Source organism: Tritonibacter sp. AK171 (genome assembly GCF_030127025.1).
GTDB lineage: Bacteria > Pseudomonadota > Alphaproteobacteria > Rhodobacterales > Rhodobacteraceae > Epibacterium > Epibacterium mobile.
The window spans coordinates 1,596,182-1,613,765 of record NZ_CP126134.1 but is presented as its reverse complement, the minus strand read 5'-3'; the positions used below and the strand labels follow the sequence as shown (position 1 = coordinate 1,613,765).

At 64.9% G+C, this 17,584-nt stretch carries 20 protein-coding genes; all 20 read left to right on the top strand.

Annotation, left to right across the window (positions count from 1 at the left end; translation table 11 throughout):
• The first annotated feature begins 298 nt into the window (after positions 1–298).
• Complete coding sequence (fabF, locus tag QNI81_RS07660) at positions 299–1,567, top strand: beta-ketoacyl-ACP synthase II (protein ID WP_283966132.1); 1,269 nt, start codon at positions 299–301, stop codon at positions 1,565–1,567.
• Position 1,568: 1 nt separating this feature from the next.
• Entirely contained in the window at positions 1,569–2,723 is a 1,155-nt protein-coding gene (gene mltG / locus QNI81_RS07655) for an endolytic transglycosylase MltG (RefSeq protein WP_283966131.1), read from the top strand.
• Positions 2,724–3,044: 321 nt separating this feature from the next.
• Positions 3,045–3,398, top strand: a complete 354-nt coding sequence (locus QNI81_RS07650; protein ID WP_283966130.1) for a ubiquitin family protein — start codon at positions 3,045–3,047, stop codon at positions 3,396–3,398.
• Complete coding sequence (locus QNI81_RS07645) at positions 3,391–4,668, top strand: DNA-packaging protein (protein ID WP_283966129.1); 1,278 nt, start codon at positions 3,391–3,393, stop codon at positions 4,666–4,668. Before QNI81_RS07650 ends, QNI81_RS07645 begins: the two co-directional genes overlap by 8 nt.
• A gap of 199 nt (positions 4,669–4,867) precedes the next feature.
• The gene (locus QNI81_RS07640; protein ID WP_283966128.1) at positions 4,868–6,073 is read left to right on the top strand and encodes a phage portal protein; all 1,206 of its coding nucleotides are present in this window, start codon (positions 4,868–4,870) and stop codon (positions 6,071–6,073) included.
• Positions 6,066–6,290 (top strand): GTA head formation protein, RCAP_rcc01685 family, encoded by a 225-nt coding sequence (locus QNI81_RS07635; RefSeq protein ID WP_239319763.1) that lies wholly within the window; start codon positions 6,066–6,068, stop codon positions 6,288–6,290. Before QNI81_RS07640 ends, QNI81_RS07635 begins: the two co-directional genes overlap by 8 nt.
• Positions 6,291–6,325: 35 nt before the next feature.
• Positions 6,326–6,898, top strand: coding sequence for an HK97 family phage prohead protease (locus QNI81_RS07630; RefSeq protein WP_283966127.1), 573 nt, complete (start codon positions 6,326–6,328; stop codon positions 6,896–6,898).
• A gap of 20 nt (positions 6,899–6,918) precedes the next feature.
• Positions 6,919–8,115: a phage major capsid protein gene (locus QNI81_RS07625; RefSeq protein WP_283966126.1), complete on the top strand. Its 1,197-nt coding sequence runs from the start codon at positions 6,919–6,921 to the stop codon at positions 8,113–8,115.
• A gap of 175 nt (positions 8,116–8,290) precedes the next feature.
• Positions 8,291–8,893, top strand: a complete 603-nt coding sequence (locus tag QNI81_RS07620) for a head-tail connector protein (protein WP_283966125.1) — start codon at positions 8,291–8,293, stop codon at positions 8,891–8,893.
• Positions 8,890–9,228: a head-tail adaptor protein gene (locus QNI81_RS07615; protein ID WP_046002126.1), complete on the top strand. Its 339-nt coding sequence runs from the start codon at positions 8,890–8,892 to the stop codon at positions 9,226–9,228. The genes QNI81_RS07620 and QNI81_RS07615 overlap by 4 nt, the downstream gene beginning before the upstream one ends.
• The gene (locus QNI81_RS07610) at positions 9,225–9,632 is read left to right on the top strand and encodes a DUF3168 domain-containing protein (protein ID WP_283966124.1); all 408 of its coding nucleotides are present in this window, start codon (positions 9,225–9,227) and stop codon (positions 9,630–9,632) included. Before QNI81_RS07615 ends, QNI81_RS07610 begins: the two co-directional genes overlap by 4 nt.
• Before the next feature lie 35 nt (positions 9,633–9,667).
• On the top strand, positions 9,668–10,081 hold the full coding sequence (locus QNI81_RS07605) for a phage major tail protein, TP901-1 family (RefSeq protein ID WP_011538405.1): 414 nt from the start codon (positions 9,668–9,670) through the stop codon (positions 10,079–10,081).
• A gap of 3 nt (positions 10,082–10,084) precedes the next feature.
• A complete protein-coding gene (locus QNI81_RS07600; RefSeq protein ID WP_283966123.1) occupies positions 10,085–10,408 on the top strand; it encodes a gene transfer agent family protein in 324 nt (107 codons plus the stop codon).
• The gene (locus QNI81_RS07595) at positions 10,405–10,620 is read left to right on the top strand and encodes a rcc01693 family protein (protein WP_046002129.1); all 216 of its coding nucleotides are present in this window, start codon (positions 10,405–10,407) and stop codon (positions 10,618–10,620) included. The genes QNI81_RS07600 and QNI81_RS07595 overlap by 4 nt, the downstream gene beginning before the upstream one ends.
• A 3-nt stretch (positions 10,621–10,623) precedes the next feature.
• Positions 10,624–11,283, top strand: a complete 660-nt coding sequence (locus QNI81_RS07590; RefSeq protein ID WP_283966122.1) for an RcGTA-type gene transfer agent tail tape measure protein — start codon at positions 10,624–10,626, stop codon at positions 11,281–11,283.
• A 13-nt stretch (positions 11,284–11,296) separates the two neighbouring features.
• Positions 11,297–11,929 (top strand): phage distal tail protein, Rcc01695 family, encoded by a 633-nt coding sequence (locus QNI81_RS07585; RefSeq protein ID WP_283966121.1) that lies wholly within the window; start codon positions 11,297–11,299, stop codon positions 11,927–11,929.
• On the top strand, positions 11,929–12,807 hold the full coding sequence (locus QNI81_RS07580) for a phage/gene transfer agent baseplate hub protein (protein WP_283966120.1): 879 nt from the start codon (positions 11,929–11,931) through the stop codon (positions 12,805–12,807). Before QNI81_RS07585 ends, QNI81_RS07580 begins: the two co-directional genes overlap by 1 nt.
• Positions 12,804–13,232, top strand: coding sequence for an NlpC/P60 family protein (locus QNI81_RS07575; protein WP_283966119.1), 429 nt, complete (start codon positions 12,804–12,806; stop codon positions 13,230–13,232). The genes QNI81_RS07580 and QNI81_RS07575 overlap by 4 nt, the downstream gene beginning before the upstream one ends.
• Before the next feature lie 58 nt (positions 13,233–13,290).
• Complete coding sequence (locus QNI81_RS07570; RefSeq protein ID WP_283966118.1) at positions 13,291–17,211, top strand: baseplate multidomain protein megatron; 3,921 nt, start codon at positions 13,291–13,293, stop codon at positions 17,209–17,211.
• The gene (locus QNI81_RS07565) at positions 17,208–17,546 is read left to right on the top strand and encodes a DUF7742 family protein (RefSeq protein WP_283966117.1); all 339 of its coding nucleotides are present in this window, start codon (positions 17,208–17,210) and stop codon (positions 17,544–17,546) included. The genes QNI81_RS07570 and QNI81_RS07565 overlap by 4 nt, the downstream gene beginning before the upstream one ends.
• Positions 17,547–17,584 lie beyond the last annotated feature (38 nt).

Genomic DNA, 17,584 nt, shown 5'->3' with positions numbered 1-17,584 from the left:
GGTACCCCCTCTGTGCGGTGCCGAAATCCCTCTCTAAAATATCACAGGCCGCAGGCAAGTTATTCGCCTACGGCCTGTTTTCTTGAGAGAGCGCCATATGGGAACCCGGGATCGTTGCTTCGTCCTAGGATCACTGTCGCGCATTCGTGTTACCAAAGCCTTACGGGCTGTGGAAAGTTGAGCGAGATTTAACGCAAATGTGCCGGAATGGCCCTGACGCCTTCCCGCCCTTGCGCCCTTTGGTCATTCCAAGCTATTTGGGTGGGCAAATTGCCTGAAGTGCTAAGGAGAGCAAGGAATGCGTCGAGTAGTAGTTACCGGACTGGGCCTGGTGACCCCCCTGGCATCCGGGGTTGAGGAAACCTGGGCACGTCTTCTGGACGGACAGTCCGGCGCGGGCCCCATCACCCTGTTTGATGCAGAGGCCAGCGGCGTGACAACCACCTATGCCTGCGAGGTTCCCCGCGGCGATGGCAGCAATGGCACCTTCAACCCCGACGATTGGGTGGTGAAGAAAGATCAGAAGAAGATCGATGACTTCATTCTCTATGGCATTGCCGCCGCAGAGATGGCCGTTAAGGACGCAGGCTGGACGCCTGAAGCGGAAGAAGATCGTCTGCGCACCGGCGTGATGATCGGCTCCGGTATCGGCGGGCTCAGCTCCATTGCCGACACGGCCGTGATGATTAAGGAAAAAGGCCCGCGTCGCGTGTCTCCTTTCTTTATCCCGGGCGCGCTGATCAACCTGATCTCCGGCCAGGTCTCCATCCGCCACGGCTTTAAAGGGCCGAACCATTCGGTCGTGACCGCCTGTTCCACCGGTGCGCATGCCATTGGCGATGCCTCCCGCCTGATCAAATCCGGTGATGCGGATGTGATGATCGCAGGCGGTGCCGAGGCGGCGATCTGCGAGATCGGCATCGCGGGCTTCAACGCCTGCAAGGCGCTGTCGACCAAATATGCCGATGATCCCACCAAGGCCTCGCGCCCCTATGATGCGGACCGTGACGGCTTTGTCATGGGCGAGGGCGCCGGCATCGTGGTGCTGGAGGAATACGAACACGCCAAGGCCCGCGGTGCCAAGATCTATGGCGAGGTTCTGGGCTATGGTCTGTCGGGTGATGCCTACCACATCACCGCCCCCTCCGAGGACGGCGAGGGCGGCGAGCGCTCGATGCGGGCAGCCCTGGCCAATGCGGGGCTGAGCGCGGCGGACATCGACTATATCAACGCGCATGGCACCTCCACCATGGCGGATACCATCGAACTGGGCGCGGTCGAGCGTCTGCTGGGCGATCACGCGCAGAACGCCACCATGTCCTCGACCAAATCCGCCACCGGCCACCTCCTGGGCGCGGCGGGCGCGATCGAGGCGATCTTCTCCATCCTCGCGATCCGCGATCAGGTGGCGCCGCCGACCATCAACCTCGACACCCCCGCGGTGGAGACCCCGGTCGATCTGGCCCCCAATGCAAAACGCGAACGCGAGATCAACGTGGCGCTGTCGAACTCCTTCGGCTTTGGCGGCACCAATGCCTCGGTGATCTTCGGGAAAGTGAGCGACTGATATGTGGCGCAGTCTGGCCTCGAACATGCTGACGATCCTGATCGTCGGCCTGTTCCTCTTCGCGGGTGTGATCCTGTGGGGCAAGAACGAGTATACCTCTGAGGGTCCCCTGACGGAGGCAATCTGCTTTCAGGTTCCCGGTGGCACCAATATGGCGCGGGTCTCGCGCCGGCTTGAGGATGATGGCGTTGTCTCCAGCGGCACCATCTTTCGCATCGGGGTGAAATACTCGGAAAAAGCGCAGCATCTCAAAGCGGGCAGCTATCTGGTTGAGCCCGGTGCCTCGATGGAAGGCATCGTCGATCAGATCACCCGTGGCGGTGCCTCGACCTGCGGCACGGAGATCGTGTACCGCGTCGGCGTGACCCGCGTGTTGGCTGAGGTGCGCGAGCTGGACCCCGCAACCAACGCGTTTGTGGAACGCGCGGAATTTGTGCCCGGCGTGGATGAAACCCCTGCGGTCTATACGGAGAAAAAATCCGAGGCCGACACGCGCTATCGCATCGCACTCGCCGAAGGTGTGACCAGCTGGCAGGTTGTCGAATCTCTGAAAGCCATGGACATCCTCGAAGGAGAGCCCGGCAGTCGCCCCGCCGAAGGCAGCCTCGCGCCGGATAGCTACGAGATACGCCCCGGCACCTCGCGCGAGGCGATCCTTGCGGAAATGAAAGCGCGTCAGGACAAACGTATCAAAGACGCATGGGAGGCGCGCAGCCCGGATGCGGCCGTCGAAACCCCCGAAGAGATGCTGATCCTCGCCTCGATCATCGAGAAAGAAACCGGCGTAGCTGCGGAACGCGGTGTGGTGGCCTCGGTCTTCACCAACCGCCTGAAGCGTGGCATGCGCCTGCAAACTGACCCCACGGTGATCTATGGCGTCACTAAGGGCGAAGGTGTGCTGGGCCGTGGTCTGCGCCAAAGTGAGCTGCGCGGTGTCACGCCTTGGAATACCTATGTGATCGAAGGTCTGCCGCCGACACCAATCGCCAACCCGGGCCTTGAGAGCCTTGTGGCGGCGGTGAACCCGGATCAGACCGATTATGTGTTCTTTGTGGCTGATGGCACCGGCGGGCATGCGTTTGCTGAAACGCTCGAAGAGCATAATCGCAACGTGGCCAAGTGGCGCGAAATCGAAGCGCAGCGCAACAACAACTAACGACATGAGGGGGGCGCTGCCCCCCTCGTGCTTTGCAGGGCAAAGCCCTCACCCCCCGGGATATTTCTTGTTAGAAGAAGTTAGGGGGCGTGACATTCAACCTCTTCTAACCCGCAAATATCCCGGAGCGCGAGGCAGAGCCTCGCATCAGCCGTTGCGCCCCTAGCGGGCGGTGGTTTGAGGTGATGTTCATTTACGTCTTGTAAAACCATTCTCGGCAGCTGGAAAACGTGGGGGCAAGGATCGCAGGACCTGGACGGGTCAATGATCCTAGCCTCCCGTTTCTCCAATCGGATCGTTTTGAGACGAGGCCGTTTTCCCATGACAGCACAGACCCCCGAAGAGCTGATCGAGATCAGCTCTGATCTCTTGCGCTCTTTGCACGACAGCCTGCGGCGTGCGCGCCGAATTAGCGAGGATTACCTCGCCCAGTTCGAGGCAGAACAGGACATCAACCCCGACACCGCGCAGCTCAAGCCGCAGATTGCCAAGCTCGATGGCCTGATCCGTGACATCCAGAAAGTGGAGAAAACCCTTGTCGACCGCAAAGACGCCCCTGGTGCCGCCCGCATGGTGGCTTTCGACCTCTGTGCCGCCCGCGATGAGATCGAGCGCCGCTTGGCTGGCCTCTGTGCCGCGCTTCATGACGCAGATCTGGTTGGAGGAGATGGATGACCACACTCTGGCAGCAATGCCCTATGTGTTCGACCTCTGGGCGTTGCCGCATCAATGCGCCCCTCCGGGCGATTGGCGCGCCTGGGTGATCCTGGGCGGGCGCGGCGCGGGCAAGACCCGCGCCGGTGCCGAATGGGTGCGATCCGAGGTGGAGGGGGCAGAGCCTTTTGGCATCGGTCGCGCGCGTCGCATGGCGCTGGTGGGCGAGACCTACGATCAGGTGCGCGACGTTATGATCCAAGGCGACAGCGGCATCCTTGCCTGCTCGCCGCCGGACCGCCGCCCGGAGTGGCGCGCGGGCGAACGCAGGCTGGTCTGGCCCAATGGAGCCACCGCGCAGGCGTTTTCCGCCTCCGACCCCGAGGCGTTGCGCGGGCCGCAGTTTGACGCCGCCTGGGTGGACGAGCTGGCGAAATGGCGACGCGCGCAGGATGCCTGGGACATGCTGCAATTCGCCCTGCGTCTGGGTGCCGCGCCGCGCGTTTGTGTCACCACGACCCCGCGCAATGTGCCGCTGCTGAAACAGCTGCTGGAGAGCCCCTCGACCGTCACTACCCATGCGCCCACCGAGGCCAACCGCGCCAACCTCGCGGCCGGTTTCTTGACGGAAGTCCGGGCCCGCTACGGTGGATCGCGACTGGCGCGGCAAGAGCTGGACGGCGTGATGCTGGCGGATGTGGATGGCGCACTCTGGACCTCTGGCATGCTGGAGCAGCTCCAGCGTCGCGACAGACCGCCCCTCGATCGGATTGTGGTGGCGGTGGACCCGTCGGTGAGTGCGCATAAGGGCTCGGATGCCTGCGGTATCATTGTCGCCGGGGCACAGACACAGGGGCCGATTTCCGAGTGGCGCGCCTATGTGCTGGCCGATCACACGGTGCAGGGACTGGGGCCAACCGGCTGGGCGCGCGCCGCGATTGCCGCGCGGGATGCCTACCGGGCTGAGCGGCTGGTGGCCGAGGTCAATCAGGGCGGCGCCTTGGTGGGCACCGTGTTACGGCAGGTTGATCCCTTGGTGCCCTTTACGCCGGTCCACGCCAGTAAAGGCAAGGTGGCACGCGCCGAACCCGTGGCGGCGCTCTATGAGCAGGGACGCGTGCATCATGCACCGGGCCTGCAAGAGCTGGAGGAGCAGATGTGCCTGATGACGGCGCAGGGCTATCGCGGCGATGGCTCTCCCGACCGCGTGGATGCGCTGGTCTGGGCGCTGCATGCGCTGATTATCGGCCCGGCAGAGCAGCATCGCTGCCCCAAGATCCGTCGTCTCTAGGGCACGAGCTATCCCAAATTAAACCGGTGAAACGCCCGCCTCGCGCGGGCGTTTTGCTTTTCTATCAGATGGTTGGCGCAGGGTGTTGCGCCCCCGGCGTGCGCCCTGCTGGCGGGATGTTCAAACCCCTGTGGCAGATTGTTTTCCAACACGACGGGCATCGGCCCAAGGCGAAACCGGAACGGCAAAGGAGTGCACCATGGTCTTTGACCTGCTGCGACGCAAGACGGGGCGATTGGATCAGACGGTGGCTGCGGCCCCGTCGCAAAAGGCCAGCGCTGCGGCGCGGGTGCTGCCCATGGGCAATGGCACGCAGGCCGCCTGGGGGCCACGTGACACTGTCTCTCTGACCCGAGCGGGGTTTCTGGGCAACCCGGTTGGCCACCGCGCGGTGAAACTCATCGCCGAGGCCGCCGCCGCGCTGCCATTGGTGCTGCAGAGCACGGATGCGCGTTATGACAGCCACCCGCTGCTCTCGCTGCTGTCGCGCCCCAATGCGGCGCAGGCGCGGGCAGAGATGCTGGAGGCGCTCTATGCCAACCTGCTCCTGTCGGGCAATGCCTATATCGAGGCGGTCGCCTCTGATGAGGGCTGGCCGGTGGAACTGCACATCCTGCGCTCGGATCGCATGCGGGTGGTGCCGGGCGGCGATGGCTGGCCGGTGGGCTATGACTATGCGGTGGGCGGCAAGACACATCGCTTTGCGATAGATCCCGCGCGCCCTGCGATCTGCCACCTCAAGAGCTTTCATCCGTTGGACGATCACTATGGTCTGGCGCCGCTTCAGGCCGCCGCCACCGCGGTTGAGGTGCATGGCGCCGCCGCGCGCTGGTCAAAATCCCTGCTGGACAATGCCGCGCAACCCTCTGGCGCGTTGGTCTGGACCGGATCGGACGGGCTGGGGCAGATGGGCGACGACCAGTTCCGCCGCCTCTCCGAGGAGATCGAGGCCAATTTTCAGGGCGCGCGCAATGCCGGACGGCCCATGGTGTTGGAGGGTGGTCTGGACTGGAAGCAAATGGGCTTCAGCCCCTCCGATATGGAATTCCACCGCACCAAGGACAGCGCCGCGCGCGAGATTGCGCAGGCCTTTGGGGTGCCGCCGATGCTCCTCGGCATTCCGGGCGATGCCACCTATGCCAACTACCAAGAGGCCAACCGCGCGTTCTATCGCCTGGCGGTGTTGCCCTTGGCGATGCGGGTGGCGGCGAAACTCTCCGACTGGCTGATGCGGTTTGGCACCGAGGTCCTGGAGCTGAAACCGGATCTCGATCAGGTGCAGGCCCTCAGTACCGAACGCGAGGCGCAGTGGCGGCGCGTCACACAGGCGGATTTCCTGACGGAGGCTGAGAAGCGCCAGATGCTGGGCCTGCCGCCGCGCAGCGTGGAGGGGCCGGATGACTGACGACCCGTTGCCCCCCTTTGACTGCGCCCCAAGCCAGCGACTGAGTGCCCATGAACGCGTGAGCGAAATCCGTCAGGAGGCGCTCAATCGGCGACTGGATCGGATGGAACGGATGATGGAGCGGCTGGAAAAACGGCTCTGGATCACCGTCTACGGCGTTGCTGCCGTGATCCTTGCGCAGGCCTTTCAGGGCTTTTTGTCGGTGCAGTTGCCCTGAGCGATAATCAAGACATTTCAGAAAGGTAGAGCGTGATGCTGACAGATCATGAGCCCCGGCTCGAGACCAAATTCGCCCGCTTTGGCGAGGCGCTGTCCCTGACTGCGGACGAGGTGATCGAAGGCTATGCGAGCCTCTTTGGTGCCCCCGATCAGGGCAAGGATATCGTCACCCGTGGCGCCTATGCGGCATCATTGGCGGCGCATCAGGCGCGCGGCAGCAAGGTCAAGATGCTCTGGCAGCATGACCCGAGCCACCCCATCGGCGTTTGGGACGAGATCCTTGAGGACGACACCGGCCTGCGCGTCAAAGGGCGCATCCTCACAGAGACCCAGAAAGGCGCAGAGGCCGCCGCCCTGGTGCGCGCCGGGGCCATCGAGGGGCTGTCGATCGGCTATCGCACCGTCAAGGCGACCCGCGACAAGGAAGGCCACCGGCGGCTGGAGGAACTGCAGCTCTGGGAGGTGTCGCTGGTGACCTTCCCGATGTTGCCCTCGGCCCGGCTGTCGCGGCTTGCCCGGCGCGAGGCGGAGGCGGCGAAATCCGACGCCTCCGATGCGGGCCTGCGCGCCCTCGCTGACGCCCTGCGCGCGGCCACCAGACCCTAACCCCCGAAAGAGGACCAGAGATGACAGATCATCCATTCACGGGCCACGCGCCCGAGGATGCGGCGACCCCGCCGCAGAATGTGGCCACGGAAGTGAAACAGGCCGTTTCGCAATTCGTGCAGCATTTCAAGGGGTTCCAAGACGACGTGACCGAGAAACTCAAACAGACGGAAGAGCGTATGACCATGTTGGATCGTAAAACCCAAACCGCGGCCCGGCCGCATCTGGCGGCGGCGGAGGTAGATGGCGCGCCGCATCAAAAGGCCATGCAAGCCTATCTGCGCCATGGCGACGAGGAGGGCTTTCGCGGCCTTGACCTTGAGGGCAAGGCCATGTCCACGGCGGTGAATTCCGATGGCGGTTTCCTTGTCGACCCGCAGACCTCGGATGTGGTGAAATCGGTGCTGCAATCCACCGCCTCGATCCGTGCGGTAGCCTCGGTGGTCAATGTGGAGGCGACGTCTTTTGACGTGCTGATCGACCATTCCGATGTCGGCGCGGGCTGGGCCACCGAGACCGGCTCGGTCACGGAAACCGGCACGCCGTCGATTGATCGCATCGTGATCCCGCTGCATGAGCTTTCGGCGCTGCCCAAGGCGTCGCAACGACTGCTGGATGACAGCGCCTTTGACATCGAGGGCTGGCTTGCGAGCCGGATCGCCGACAAATTCGCCCGCGCTGAGGCGCAGAGCTTTATCTCTGGCGATGGGATCGACAAGCCCACCGGCATCCTGACCCATCCCACGGTGGACAATGACAGCTGGAGCTGGGGCAATATCGGCTATGTCGCCACCGGCAGCGACGGCGATATCGGCTCGGCGGATGCGATCATCGACCTGGTCTATGCGCTGGACGCGCGCTACCGCGCCGGGGCGAGTTTTGTGATGAACTCCAAAACCGCCGGCCTGATCCGCAAGCTGAAGGACGCCGATGGCCGCTTCCTGTGGTCCGATGGTCTTGCGGCGGGCGAGCCTGCGCGGCTGATGGGCTATTCGGTGCTGGTGGCCGAGGACATGCCGGATGTGGCCTCTGACAGCCTGTCGATTGCCTTTGGCGACTTTGGCGCAGGCTACACCATTGCCGAACGTCCGGACCTGCGCGTCCTGCGCGACCCGTTTTCCGCCAAGCCGCATGTGCTGTTCTACGCCACCAAGCGGGTGGGCGGCGACGTGAGTGATTTTGCCGCGATCAAGCTGATGAAATTCGGGCTGAGCTAAGCGCTTAGACCCGGATGACGGGGCCGGCAGCCCGGCTCCGTCGGCGGGTGCGCGCCTCATGGGTTTGTCGTCCAGCTGCTCCCTCCGTCCGAGCGGCAGACCCGGTGCGCACCCGTCCAATGGACGGCGCGGCAGAGACCGCGTGAGGGAGACAGATTTTCAGCGGAGAGAGCCGATGATTTTGCACGAACTGACCCCGCTGCCCGACAGCATTTTGCCGCTCGCGGCCTTCAAGGCGCATCTGCGTCTGGGCACCGGCTTTGGCGAGGAGGCCTTGCAGGACGCGGTGCTTCTGGCCTTCTTGCGCGCCAGCCTCGCGGCGATCGAGGCGCGCACCAACAAGGCGCTGTTGACACGCAACTACGAGTGGCGGCTCAATGCCTGGCCCGGCGTGGTGGAGCTGCCGGTGGCGCCGGTCTCGACCGTTTCGCAGGTGGCGCTGGTGGATCAGACCGGCGCGGAGACGGAGGTGCCTGAGGCGGCCTATGCGCTGGCGCCCGACGCCCATGCTCCGCGCCTGACGCCGCGTGCGGCAGTCTGGCCAATGATGCCCTCGGGGGGCGGCGCGGTGATCCGCTTCACCGCCGGGATGGCCGCCACATGGGATGCGCTTCCGGCTGATCTCGCGCAGGCGGTGATGCTGCTGGCGGCGCATTATTACGAGTATCGCGATGACACCTCGCTGCATGCGGGCTGCATGCCCTTTGGCGTGGCGAGCCTGTTGGACCGGCACCGGATGCCACGCCTGAGCCTGCCCCGGAGCGGGGTGCACTCATGAGCGCGCCGCGACTGAACCGCCCATTGCGTCTGGAAGACCCGCAAGCGACCAGCGATGGCGCCGGGGGATTTGACATCACCTGGGTTGAGCTGGGCCAGCACTGGGCCGAGGTTGACGCGCTGACGGGCCGCGAGAGTGGCCGACGCGGCACCTCCGTCTCGCTGCAACGCTATCGGATCACCCTGCGGGCCGCCCCTGTGGGATCTCCAGCGCGCCCCAAACCGGACCAGCGGTTTCGCGAAGGCAGCCGCATCTACAAGATCGACGCCGTGGCAGAGCGCGACATGGACGGGCGTTACCTCATTTGTTTCGCAACAGAGGAGCTGGCCACATGACCTATGCGCTGTCTCACAGCCTGCAAACCGCCGTCTACCAGCACCTGATCGGCGATGCCGCGTTGGCGGCAGAGGTCGGCACGGCGATCTACGACATGCTGCCTGCGGGCACGTTGCCGGGGATCTATGTGACCCTCGGCGCTGAGAGCGTGCGGGATCGGTCCGATGTCACAGGCGGCGGCGCGCTGCATCGCTTTACCGTGACCGTGGTGGCCAATGCAGCCGGGTTCAGCGCCGCCAAACGAGCAGCGGCGGTGATCTCTGACGCTCTGGTGGATGCGCCGCTGACCCTGACGCGCGGGCACCTGGTGGGGCTGTGGTTCGACCGCGCCAACGCCAAACGGCTGAGCAACGGGGATCGCTCCATCGCGCTGCGGTTTTCCGCACGTCTCGAAGACTCCTGACTGAAATTCAACGCATTAGCAGAAGGACCTCACCCATGAGTGCTCAAAACGGCAAGGATCTCCTGATCAAGGTGGATATGACCGGCACTGGCAGTTTCACCACCATCGCAGGCCTGCGCGCCACCCGTATCAGCTTCAACGCCGAGAGCGTCGATGTGACCAGTCTCGACAGTGCGGGCGGCTGGCGCGAGCTGTTGGGCGGTGCGGGCGTGCGCTCGGCAAACCTCTCGGGCTCGGGCGTGTTTCGCGATGCCGACACTGACGAACGCGCGCGGCAGCTGTTCTTTGATGGCGAGACCCCGGCGTTTCAGGTGGTGATCCCGGATTTCGGCACCGTCGAGGGGCCGTTCCAAGTCACAGCGCTGGAGTACGCGGGCAGCCACAATGGCGAGGCCACCTATGAGCTGTCGCTGGCCTCTGCCGGTGCGCTGACCTTTACGGCGGCCTAAGCCATGGCGAACCCCTATGCAGGCGAAGTGACACTGGTGCTCAACGGTCAGCCGCACATGCTGAAGCTGACACTGGGCGCGCTGGCGGAACTGGAGGCGGAACTGGGCGAGGGCGACTTGATCTCCCTGGTGCAACGCTTTGAAACGGGACGGTTTTCCTCGCGAGACATGCTGGCGCTTCTGACGGCGGGGCTGCGTGGTGGCGGGTCTGAGATCAGCCGCGAAGATCTGGCGCAGGCCGAGATCGAGGGCGGCGTGATGCAGGCCACCAAGGTCGCGGCCCAATTGCTGGCGCTGAGTTTCGCGCTGCCTGCGGGGGATGCATGAGCCGTGCGGCAATGCTGGACTGGCCCGCCCTGATGCGGGCCGGGATGCTGGGGCTGCGGCTGACCCCGCGCGAGTTCTGGCAGCTGACCCCGGCAGAGCTGCGGCTGATGCTGAACCTTGATGCCAGCACACCACCCATGGACCGCGACCGCCTGAGCCATCTGATGACGCAGTTCCCGGATCAGACCAACGACGTGAACCAACCGGAGTAACCCATGGCAAACACGACAGATTCCGACTTTGAATCCCAGGCGGGGCCGCTGGAGGACAGCCTTGGCGATGCTGCCGGGATGGCGGCGCAGTTCACCGCCGAGATGGACCGGGTGCGCGCGGCCTTTGCCGCGACCCAAGCCGATGCGGCGGATTTTGAAACCGGCCTCAGCCGGGGGTTGCGGCGCGCGATGAAGGATCTGGTGGTGGATGGCGACAGTCTGAGCGATGCGCTGGAAAGCCTCGCCAAGACGATGATCAACACCACCTTCAACTCCGCCATGCGCCCGGTCACCAATCACCTCGGCGGGTTGGTGAGCGACGGGATCGGCGCGCTGGTCGGTGGCATCCTGCCCTTTGCCGATGGTGCGGCCTTCAGTCAGGGCAAGGTCACGCCTTTTGCGCGTGGTGGCGTGGTGTCTTCGCCCACGCATTTCCCGATGCGCGGCGGGCTTGGGCTGATGGGCGAAGCGGGTCCGGAGGCGATCCTGCCGCTGGCGCGCGGCCATGACGGCAGCCTTGGGGTGAAGACGCAAGGCGGCGGCAAATCTCCGACCGTGGTGATGAATGTCACCACCCCCGATGTGGCCGGGTTTCAGCGCTCGCGTGGGCAAATCGCCGCCCAGATGAGCCGCATGCTCGCACGCGGAAACCGCAATAGGTAAGGAGGGTAAGTCCATGATTTTTCACGAAGTTCGTTTCCCGGAGACGCTCTCCTTTGGCTCTGTTGGCGGGCCGGAGCGGCGCACGGATGTGGTGACGCTGGCCAATGGCCATGAGGAGCGCAACACCCCATGGGCGCATGCGCGGCGGCGTTATGATGCGGGGCTTGGCCTGCGCGGTCTTGAGGATATTGCCGCGTTGATTGCGTTCTTTGAGGCCCGTCAGGGCCAGCTTCATGGGTTTCGCTGGAAGGACTGGACCGACTATGCGTCATCGCTGCCGGGTCAGGATGTGACGTTCGAGGATCAGCTGATCGCTTTGGGTGATGGCGACACCAACAGGTTCCAGCTGGCCAAGCGCTACCGCTCCGGCCCGCATGAATACCTGCGTCCGATCAGCAAACCCGTGGCGGGCACTGTGCGCCTTGGGATCGACAATGAGGCGCTGGTGGAGGGTGTGGATTATGATCTCGACCTGACCACGGGCGTTGTGACGCTGGCTTATGTGCCGGAAATCGGACGTGAAATCCGCGCCGGGTTTGAGTTCGACGTGCCGGTCCGCTTTGACACGGATCGTATCCAGACCTCGGTGGCGTCATTTCAGGCGGGCGAGGCCCCGAATGTGCCAGTGGTGGAGGTGCGGGTGTGATGGATCGCGAAGGCTTAAACACGCATCTCAAATCCGGGGCCACCACGGTGTGCCGCGCCTGGGCCGTGAGCCGTGCGGATGGCGTAACGCTGGGGTTCACCGATCATGACCGGGATCTGAGCTTTGACGGCGTGACATTCCGCGCCGGAACCGGCCTCACGGCGCGCAGCCTGATGCAGAGCACCGGGCTTGCGGTCGACAACAGCGAAGCACTCGGCGCACTCAGCTCCGATGCGGTGCGCGAGGCGGATATTGAATCCGGGCGCTATGACGGGGCCGAGGTGCGGGCGTGGCTGGTGAACTGGGCCGACACCAGCCAGCGGGCCTTGCAGTTTCGCGGCTCTCTGGGCGAGATCCGTCGTGCAGGCGGCGCGTTTGAGGCGGAGTTGCGTGGTTTGACCGAAGGGTTGAACCAGCCGCTTGGGCGGGTGTTTCAGACGCCCTGTAGCGCGGTTCTCGGGGATGCGGCGTGTCAATTCGACCTCAACACTGCGGGTTATGTCACTGAGGTGTCAGTGGAAAACATCGACGAGGGGCAGCATTTCATATGGGGGGCGCTTGATGGGTTTGCGCCAGAGTGGTTCACCGGTGGGCGGCTCACCGTGTTGAGTGGCGCAGGCGCGGGCCTGTGGGCTCCGATCCGGTCGGACAGCATGAGCGAGCGTCGTGAAATCACCCTCTGGCAGCCGATCCGCGCCGATGTTCAGCCGGGCGACATGGTGCGGCTGACCGCAGGCTGTGACAAGCGGATGAGCACCTGTCGGTTGAAGTTCGACAATCTGGTGAACTATCAGGGCTTTCCCGACATCCCCGGCGAGGACTGGATGGTGGCGGTGCCCAAGCGCAATGGCCAGAACACCGGCGGCAGCCGCCGATGAGCCGAGACATCAACACAGAGGCGTTATGGGTGGCGCGGCAATGGCTGGGCACGCCCTATCGGCATCAGGGGGCCACGCGGGGTGCGGGCTGCGATTGTCTCGGGCTGATCCGGGGCATTTGGCGCAGCCTCTATGGCAGCGAACCCGAACCCGTGCCGCCCTATACCCGCGACTGGGCCGAACGCGGCACCGAAGAACGCCTGTGGCGGGCGGCGCTGCGGCATATGCGGCCCGTTCAGCATGCCGCGCCGGGGCAGGTGATCCTGTTTCGCATGCACGGGGGCGCGGTGGCCAAACACCTTGGCCTGCAAAGCGATGATACGCATTTCATCCATGCCTACAGCGGTCATGGCGTGGTCGAGAGCGCGCTGACGCCCGCATGGCAGCGGCGCATCGTGGCGCGCTTTGCCTTTCCCGCAGAGTGAGCGTGCGGGCCGCGGCCCGGGCTTTCTCCACCCCAACGATCCCTGAGGAGGACATATCATGGCGACATTGGTACTGGCAGCGGCAGGGTCTGCCGTGGGCGGGGCGATCGGCGGCTCTGTGGCGGGGCTGTCGACGGCGATCATTGGCCGCGCGGTCGGCGCAAGCCTTGGCCGCGTCATTGACGAGCGCCTCTTGGGCAGTGGCAGTGCTGCGGTGGAAACCGGCAAAGTCGACCGCTTCCGCATCACCACCGGCAGCGATGGTGAGCCGATGGCGCAGGTCTTTGGGCGTATGCGGTTGGGCGGGCAGGTGATCTGGGCGACGGAGTTTGTCGAGACCGCAACCACCACATCCTCGGGCGGCAAGGGCTCTGCGCCCAAACGCACCACCACCAGCTATTCCTACAGTCTGTCGATGGCGGTGGCGATCTGTGCGGGCGAGATCACGCGGGTGTCGCGGGTCTGGGCGGATGGTGAGGAGGTGGCGCTGCGCGACCTCAATATGACCGTCTACCGGGGCAGCAAGGACCAGCTGCCCGACCCCCTGATGGAGGCGGTGGAGGGCGCGGGTCAGGTGCCGGCCTATCGCGGCACTGCCTATGTGGTGTTTGAAAACCTCGATCTGGAGCGGTTCGGCAACCGGGTACCGCAGTTCTCATTCGAGGTGCTGCGCGCGGAGCAACTCTCGGGCGAGACCTACGAACAGGATCTGGCGCAGATCGTGCCCGGCGTGGCGCTGATCCCCGGCACGGGCGAATACAGTCTGGCCAGCCAGCCGGTCTATATGCAGCACGGGCCCGGCGCGCAGAAAGCCGCCAATATCAACCAGATCTCCGGGGACACCGATCTGGTGGCCTCGGTCGATGCGCTGTCCGAGGAGCTGCCGCAGGCCGAGGCGGTGTCCATGGTGGTGTGCTGGTTTGGCGATGATCTGCGCTGTGGTGACTGCACCCTTGCGCCCAAGGTGGAACAGAAACTGGCGGATGGCTCGATGCCGTGGCAGGTGGCGGGGCTCAACCGGGCCAGCGCGGACGAGGTCATCAAGGACGCGGGCGCAGCCGTTTATGGCGGCACCCCGGCGGATCAGGCGGTGGTGCAGGGCATCCAGCACCTGAACGCCCAAGGCAAGCGGGTGATGTTTTACCCCTTCATCCTGATGGAGCAGCAGGCGGGCAATGATTTGCCCGATCCCTACAGCAACGCCGAGGGCCAACCGGTGTTGCCTTGGCGGGGGCGGATCACGCTCTCGACCGCGCCGGGTCTGGCGGGTAGCCCGGATGGCACTGCGCTCGCGGATACGGAGGTCGCAGGCTTTCTCGGCACGGCCTCGGCCAGCGATTTCACCATCTCGAACGGGCAGGTGAGCTATCACGGCCCCGATGAATGGAGCTTTCGCCGATTTATCCTGCATTACGCAGCACTTTGTGCGGCGGCGGGCGGCGTCGAGGCGTTCTGTATCGGCTCGGAACTGCGCGGGCTGACGCAGATCCGGGGGGCGAGCGGCTTTCCTTTTGTTGAAGGTTTGAAGGATCTGGTGACCGAGGTGCGCACGCTCTTGGGAGCGGAGGTCAAACTGGGCTATGCGGCGGATTGGTCGGAGTATTTCGGCTATCAGACGCCGGAGGGCGACCATCTGTTTCACCTCGATCCGCTGTGGTCCGACCCGCAGATCGACTTCATTGGCATCGACAATTACATGCCACTCAGCGACTGGCGCGAAGGCGAGGATCATCTCGACGCGCAGGAGTGGCCCGCGATCTATGATCTCGACTACCTTCAGGCCAATATCGAGGGCGGTGAGGGCTATGACTGGTATTATCATTCTCCCGAGGCCGAGGCGGCGCAGATCCGCACGCCGATCACGGATGGTGCCTATGATGAGCCGTGGATCTATCGCAACAAGGACATCCGCAGCTGGTGGTCGCTGCCGCATCATGATCGGATTGGGGGCGTGCGGTCCGAGACTGCCACCGATTGGGTGCCGCAATCCAAACCGATCTGGTTCACGGAACTGGGCTGTGCGGCCATCGACAAGGGCACCAATGAGCCGAACAAATTCCTTGATCCGAAAAGCTCTGAATCGCAATTGCCGCGTGCCTCCAATGGCTTGCGCGACGATCTGATTCAGCAGCAATATCTGCGCGCACAGCTGACATACTGGCAGGAGGCGGCGCATAACCCGACCTCCAGCAGCTATGGCGGCGCGATGGTGGACCTGAGCCACGCCTATGTCTGGGCTTGGGACGCGCGGCCCTTTCCGGCCTTTCCCAACCGGGTGGAGGTCTGGGACGATGGCGAGAATTACGCGCGCGGGCATTGGCTCAACGGGCGCGCGGGGCAGCGTACGCTGGCCTCTGTGGTGACGGAGATCTGCCGGGAGGCAGGTGTGACGGAGATCGACGCCAGCCAACTCTGGGGGATTGTTCGCGGCTATGCGGTCTATGACGTGGCGGAGGCGCGCAGTGCCTTGCAGCCCCTGATGCTGCGCCACGGGTTTGACGCGATCGAGCGTGACGGCACGCTGATCTTCCGTCTGCGCGATGGGCTGAACGCATTGGATCTTGAACCGGATGCGCTGGCGGTGCTGCCAGAGATGGACGGCGATCAGGAACAAAGCCGCATGCCCGAGGCAGAGCTGATGGGCCGGGTGCGGCTGCGCTTTGTCGAATGGGGCGGCAGCCACGATACCGTGGCCGAGGAAGCGGTGCTGCCGGATGAGGCCACCCATGCGGTGAGCCAGAACGACCTGCCCATGGCCTTGACCCGTGCCGAGGGGCGGCAGGTGGTGCAGCGCTGGCTGGCGGAGGCGCGGATTTCGCGCGACACCGCACGCTTTGCCCTGCCGCCCTCGCGGGCGCTGGAGGTTGCGGCGGGCGATGTGGTGCGCCTGCCGGGGCAGGACGGCGAGGGCGCGGCGCGCTACCGGGTGGACCGGGTGGAGCAGGCCGAGGCGCAGATCCTCGAGGCGGTGCGCATCGAACCCGTGGTCTACCAGCCGCTGGCCACGCCGGAGGATCTGCCGCGCAACGATGCCTTTGCCGCGCCCACGCCGGTGCTGCCGCTGTTTCTCGATCTGCCCTTGATGCGCGGGGATGAGGTGCCGCATGCACCGCATGTCTGTGCCACGGCGCAGGACTGGCCGGGTGCGGTTGCGCTCTATGCTGCGGATCTGGGCGGGGACTTCATGCTCGAAGAATTGCTGCCCGCCCGTGCCACGGTTGGGGTGACCACAACGGACCTGTTGGCCGGGCCGGTGGGGCGCTGGGATCGCGGCGCGGATCTGGAGGTGGAGCTGATCGCGGGCACGCTGGAGAGCCGGGAGGCTCTGTCGGTGCTGGGGGGCGCGAACCGGCTGGTGATCGGCGACGGCAGCCCGGAGAACTGGGAGGTCATCCAGTTCACAGACGCCGAGTTGATCGCACCGAACCGCTACCTGATCCGGGACCGTCTGCGCGGGCAATACGGCAGTGATGGTGTGATGCCGGACCTCTGGCCTGCGGGGTCTTTTGTGGTGCTGATGGATGCAGCGGTTGAACAGCTGGATCTGGCGCTGTCGGATCGGCGGATGTCGCGTGACTACCGCTTTGGCCCGGCGCGGCGCGCCTATGATGATCCGTCCTATGTGGCGCTCTCGGCGGCCTTTGACGGCAATGGTTTGCGTCCCTTTGCGCCGGTGCATCTGCGCACCTCGCATGCGTTGGGGGCGGATATGGCGTTTCACTGGATCAGGCGCACCCGTATCGAGGGCGACAGCTGGGATCTGGAGGAGGTGCCGCTGGGCGAAGAGGCCGAGGTCTACCGCGTGCAGGTGCGCGCGGGCAGCACGGTGCTGCGCGATCTGCGCGTCACCACGCCTCACTGGACCTATAGCGCGGCAGATCAGGCCAGCGATGGCGCAAGTGCAGGCGATGTGGTGCAGGTGGCGCAGGTCTCGGCGCGCTACGGGGCGGGGCCGGTGGCGGAATGGGTGCTGGCGTGAGGCCCGCTATTCTGCGGCCCATCCTGTGGGAGGACATCCGCAGCCTTGCCCGTGCATTGCTGGCGCATCCCGCGTCGCGACGGGCGGCCCTGTGCCGGGTGATCCTGCAGGGTGCCAGCCGGGCGCGCCACCAAACAGAGGCCACCGGGCGCTGTCATCCGCGCTGGGGCGATGGATCACTGGACCGGGCGGCGCGCTGTTTTCCTTTGGCGGATGAGCCGTTTCCCGGCGATCCCGACTATGCGCGCTGTCTGCAGATGGTGCTTGCGGCCGTGGCAGGTGGGCATAAAAAAACACCCCGGCGCGAGCAGCAACCGGGGTGTTCATCGTATTGATCAGTGCCGGGGCGGCAATGCGCGCGCCCCGAAACCAG